The sequence below is a fragment of the Chromobacterium aquaticum genome (genome assembly GCF_021129195.1).
GTDB lineage: Bacteria > Pseudomonadota > Gammaproteobacteria > Burkholderiales > Chromobacteriaceae > Chromobacterium > Chromobacterium aquaticum.
This window is the reverse complement of the sequence record NZ_JAJOHW010000129.1, coordinates 1-4,591: the sequence shown is the minus strand read 5'-3', so window position 1 is coordinate 4,591 and position 4,591 is coordinate 1. Positions and strand designations below refer to the sequence as shown.

Sequence of the window (4,591 nt, the reverse complement as noted above, 5' to 3'; positions counted from 1 at the left end):
CAAGGAATGGAAGGTCTACCGGCCCACCGAGGTGGAATGGGAGCTGGTGCGCTACCAACTGCCGCCCGAGGCTTGAAAGGAGCACCCGATGTTCAGCCACGCCAGCACGCGCCAGAACCCGGCAAACCGTCCGCTGATCCAGCAGGCGGTCGTGACCTTGTGGCTGACGGCTGTAGCCGTGAGCATCGCCGCCCCGGCCCTGGCCCAGGAGCCCCGAATGAGCACGCTCAGCCCCAAACAGCAAGAGGCCTTGGCCTTCCGCTGCGTCCACCAGCAACTGCCGGCGCCAACGCCGGAAGCGGATCAACTGTTCCTCTACGCCCGTTATCTGCAAAAACACAATCTGGTCAAGCGCGACCCAGCGGTCAATCATCAGGTGCGGCTGCTCTACCGCATCGCCGCCGCCCATGGCCATGTCAAGGCCAATATCAATTTGCAGAATAGTCTGACCGACGGCGACTTCGCCGGCGGCTTCCGCGAAGTGCTGGACCTGAACCAGCAATTGCTCGACCGCGACCTCGCCCCCGGCTATTACAACCTCGCCTATTACACCAGCCGCGGCTACGGCAATATCAAGCGCGACCGCGAGCTGGCGCTGCGCTATTTTCGCAGGGCCGCCGATTTGGGCAATCCCGAGGCGCAATACTATGTGGCAGAACTTTTAGCACCCTATGACAAAGCGCCAGCGATTGCCCGGCAAATGCGGCGTTGCGCGGCAGAGCAAAAACACCCTCTAGCAGCTAAGGCTTTGGGTATTGATTTAAAAAATGAAAAGGAATACGAGCAAGCGAGAGAAGCATTCCAACTAGGGATAAAAGCCGGAGACCCCACCGCTGCTCTTGCGCTTGAAGAAGGATTCAATGGTCCCTCCCCCAATAGTCGCCTGTATTACCTAGCGCTGACCAAAGACCCCGAACGCAAGCGCCGTTATCAGCAAATCCGACAATTCCTGTCCTCACACTCCTATCTGCAACCCACCGTCGAAGACGTCGACCAGATCGTGCCGCTGCCGCCGGCCCCCTTGCCGCCCTGGGACGGCGGCTTCCGCTGGCTGAAAGCTTGGCGCGGTCCCGGGCCGGCTCAGCCCAGCGAAGCACTGATCCAGCAACTTGCCGAGGCCCGTGGCCTGGCCGTCACCTTCTATCGCGAGCCGCCGCCCGTCGCGGCTAAACGCCCACGCAAACCTTCCAAAGCCAACGCCCCGCTGTTGACGACGTCCGCATTCCGCTGCATCCATCAGCGGCTGCCCGAGCCCATGCCGGAAGCCGAACACTTGTTCCTGTACGCCCGGCACCTGCTGCAAGGCGCCGCGCAAACGCTCGATCCGGCGGTTGCGCGGCAAGCACTGCGGCTATACCGCATCGCCGCCGCCCACGGCCATGTCCAGGCCAATATCAATTTGCAAAACCATTTGCTCAGCGGCTACTTCGCCATCAACCCCGCCCGCAGCGGCCTGCGCGAGGCCATGGCGCTCAACCAGCAATTGGTGGATCAAAACCTGGCTCCCGGATACTACAACTTCGCCTCTTACAACTACGCTCGCGGCGGCAACCGCATCCGCAGCAAGGAAATGCTCCAAAGCGACCGAGAGCAGACGCTGCGCGCTTTCCGCAAGGCAGCCGATCTGGGCTCGCCTGAGGCGCTGTTTCATGTCGCCAATGTGTTGACGGCAGCAGGTGAGGCCCCTGAACTCGCGCATCAAATGTACCGCTGTGCGGCAGAGCAGGGGCTGGCGCAGGCGGTCAGGATCGCCGGACGTCACTTGAGGCAGGCCAGAGACTACCAAGCAGCCTTGCAAATCTTCCAGCTGGGGGTCAAGGCTGGCGATCCGGCCGCCGCTTACTTCCTGAGGAACAGTTTCAACCCACCTCCCTACGACAGTTTGTTTTCCATGGGGCTGACTCGGGACCCGGAACGCAGCCGCCGCTACCAGAAGATCGAAGAACTCCTCCGCGCCAATGCCCAGCGACAGCCGGAGATAACCAACATAGACCAACTCGTGCCGCTGCCGCCGGCTCCCTTGCCGCCCTGGGATGGCAGCCTCCAGTGGCAGAAGGCTTTTAGTGGTCCGGGACCGGCTCAGCCCAGCGAAGAACTGATTAGTCGGCTGGCCAAGGCCAAGCAGCTCGACCCCGCCACCGGCCTGTCCGAGCCCGTCCCCCAGGCCGAGGCGGCCCCCGGCACGGAGCCCACGAAACCACCGCGGTATTAGATTTTTACGGGCATGGCGGCAAAAAACGCATGCGTCGTGGCAACGGACGCTGGCTTGATGGAGAAACACTTTATGCGCCACACCCAATACTTGTTTGGATTAAGCGGGTTGGCACTCGCCGCGCCTGGTTTCGCATCGCCAGGAAATCTGGGGAGGCTGGTGGAGATATTCATCTTTATTGCCTTAGTGCTTCTGCTGATCTGGCTTGCCGTGCTGGTGCTTGTTGTCCGCCATCAAATCAAGCGAGGCAAGCCCTGGGGAGTCATTGCCCTGACTGCAAGCCTCTTATTGATTGTGCCGCCGCTGTGCATTTTTTTGAGCGCTTTATAGCCGCCTGATCCTGATTAGCGCGTCGCGCTTTCACAAGCTCATGACATGGCGGCTTTGTCATTTATTAAATAGCTTAAGGAGTTATTCATGCCCGGAAAAATCATTCGCTTAGGCGACCCCACCAACCATGGCGGCAGCGTGATCAGCGCTTCCGGCCCGGTCGTCTTCGGCAAGGCGTCCGCCCGGGTTGGCGATCAAGTCAGCTGCCCCCAATCGGGGCATGGCGTCAGCTCCATTTTGCCCGGCCCCTCCCGCATGTCCGCCCATGGCTCGGCCTTCGCGTTGGAAGGTTTCCAGGCCGGTTGCGGCTGCACGCTGATCTCCACCTTGCCCAACGCCGGCGAGGTTTGAGATGGCCTGGCCCTTGCCGCAGCTCAGCCGCCCGGATTGGCCGCAGCCGCCTTCTCCCGCCCGCTGGCTGACCTTGCTGCTAGCCGCCTTCGCCATCGGCCTGACGGCCACCAGCCTGCTCTGGCCGCGCGCCAGCCTAGGCCAGGGCTGGCGCTTCTGGGGCTGGGCGCTACTCATGCCCTGGCTGGCCTGGCTGATGCTGTGGGGGCTGCGTTACTACCTGTTTGAAACCGAGCGCGAAAACATCCGGGCCGAGCATCAGGCTCAGGACGAGCTGCGCGCCGGCTGGGTGCAATGGGCGCGCGCGGCGCTGCCGGTGACGGCCGTCAGCGTGCTCCATCCGCAGGAGCGGCCGCTGAACGGCGCCCTCAGCGGCCAGAATGGGCCGCATCAGGACCAAGCACTGGCGCTGGACGCGTTGTTGCCGGGCAAACCCCTGCCGCAACGGCTGTTGGCCTTGCTGGATCAGTTGCTGACCCCGGAGTTGCGACAGGCGCTGGCGCGGCTGGACCGCTGCCAGCTGCTGCTGTGCGCGCCGGCCCGCCACGCCGAATCCTGGCGCTCGCTGTGTTGTTCGCGCCTGGCCGACTTCCCGGCCGGCCAGGCTTGGCAAACGGAGAGCCGCGACCTGGACCCGGAGCAGACCCGCGCCTGGCTGCTGGCCGCCCATGGCGGCGCGGATGGGGAGGGCCGGCTCCGGCAGCCCGCCCTGTTGTTAGCCGCCCACCTGCACTCCGAACTGGCGCTGGACACCTCCGCGCCGGCGCAGTGCGAACTCGGCTTCGCGCTCTTATTGCAGCCCGATGCCGCCCAACCGCTGGCTTACTTGCCGCGGCCGATGCCGACCGACGCCACGCAGATGATGGCCGACTTTGCCACGCTGCAAGAGATTCAGTTGTCGGATGCCGACGCGCCGCGCGGCTGGCACAGCCAATTGGACAGGACCGCGCTGGCCGCCTGGGGCCGGATAGCCGAGCTACCCGCCTTGCAGTGGCTGAAAAGCCAGCCGCCGCGTTGCCACGCTCTGGACTCATGGCTGGGTCAAACCGGCGCCTGGGGCTATCCGCTGCAACTGGCGCTGCTATGCCAACTTCGCTTGCCCGGCACGCAAGTGCTGGCCTGGCAGCAGCAAGAAAGCTGTTGGATTCAGGCCATCATCAACTCACCTCCCAGCGGCTCCATGGAGAAAGCGGCATGAAATTCGGCATCTGGGTTTTCATTATCGCCGGCCTGGCAATCTGTCTTGGCCTGTTCGCGCTGTGGCAAGGCAAGCTTATCGATTTGAGCGAACTGCAACTGGGCGACACGGTATTGTGGAGCGCCGTGGCCGCTACAGCCCTGCTGCTGCTCATCCTGCTGTTTAATCGTTACCGGGCCAAGCTGGTCGCCGCTCGCCAGAGCTTGCTGGCGCGCTGGCCCGGCCGCAAGTCTTCGAGACCGGCCAGCTTGGAGCCGTCCGCGCCCAGCGCCAACTGGGCCGGCCTGGCGCAGATCGCCCAAGGCTGGCGCCAGCGCCCGGCCAGGCAGCGCCCGCACTGGCTGCTGCTGTGCGGCGCGCCCGAAGCCATCCACCAGGCGGCGCCGGCGCTGGCCCAGCAGCCCTGGGTGGAAACCGACGGCATGGTCTTGATCGACGCCTCCGCCGCCCCGCCTCCCGGCGGCTGGCGGCGGCTGCGCGGACGCTGGCAGCCCCCCGCC

At 64.2% G+C, this 4,591-nt stretch carries 5 protein-coding genes; all 5 read left to right on the top strand.

The window, feature by feature from the left end:
* Positions 1–88 precede the first annotated feature (88 nt).
* On the top strand, positions 89–2,212 hold the full coding sequence (locus LQT98_RS18815) for a DUF6396 domain-containing protein (protein ID WP_231464279.1): 2,124 nt from the start codon (positions 89–91) through the stop codon (positions 2,210–2,212).
* A gap of 72 nt (positions 2,213–2,284) precedes the next feature.
* Entirely contained in the window at positions 2,285–2,542 is a 258-nt protein-coding gene (locus tag LQT98_RS18810; protein ID WP_231464277.1) for a hypothetical protein, read from the top strand.
* Positions 2,543–2,629: 87 nt separating this feature from the next.
* Complete coding sequence (locus LQT98_RS18805) at positions 2,630–2,893, top strand: PAAR domain-containing protein (RefSeq protein ID WP_231464275.1); 264 nt, start codon at positions 2,630–2,632, stop codon at positions 2,891–2,893.
* Position 2,894: 1 nt separating this feature from the next.
* Complete coding sequence (locus LQT98_RS18800) at positions 2,895–4,091, top strand: hypothetical protein (RefSeq protein ID WP_231464273.1); 1,197 nt, start codon at positions 2,895–2,897, stop codon at positions 4,089–4,091.
* A partial coding sequence (locus LQT98_RS18795; RefSeq protein ID WP_231464271.1) for a hypothetical protein occupies positions 4,088–4,591 on the top strand: 504 nt, incomplete at its 3' end. The genes LQT98_RS18800 and LQT98_RS18795, both read left to right, overlap by 4 nt.

What these genes read in the sequence shown, in the direction of transcription:
- LQT98_RS18810 (WP_231464277.1), top strand. Translation starts at nt 2,285, where the DNA reads ATGCGCCACACCCAATACTTGTTTGGATTAAGCGGGTTGGCACTCGCC.
- LQT98_RS18815 (WP_231464279.1), top strand. Translation starts at nt 89, where the DNA reads ATGTTCAGCCACGCCAGCACGCGCCAGAACCCGGCAAACCGTCCGCTG.
- LQT98_RS18800 (WP_231464273.1), top strand. Translation starts at nt 2,895, where the DNA reads ATGGCCTGGCCCTTGCCGCAGCTCAGCCGCCCGGATTGGCCGCAGCCG.
- LQT98_RS18805 (WP_231464275.1), top strand. Translation starts at nt 2,630, where the DNA reads ATGCCCGGAAAAATCATTCGCTTAGGCGACCCCACCAACCATGGCGGC.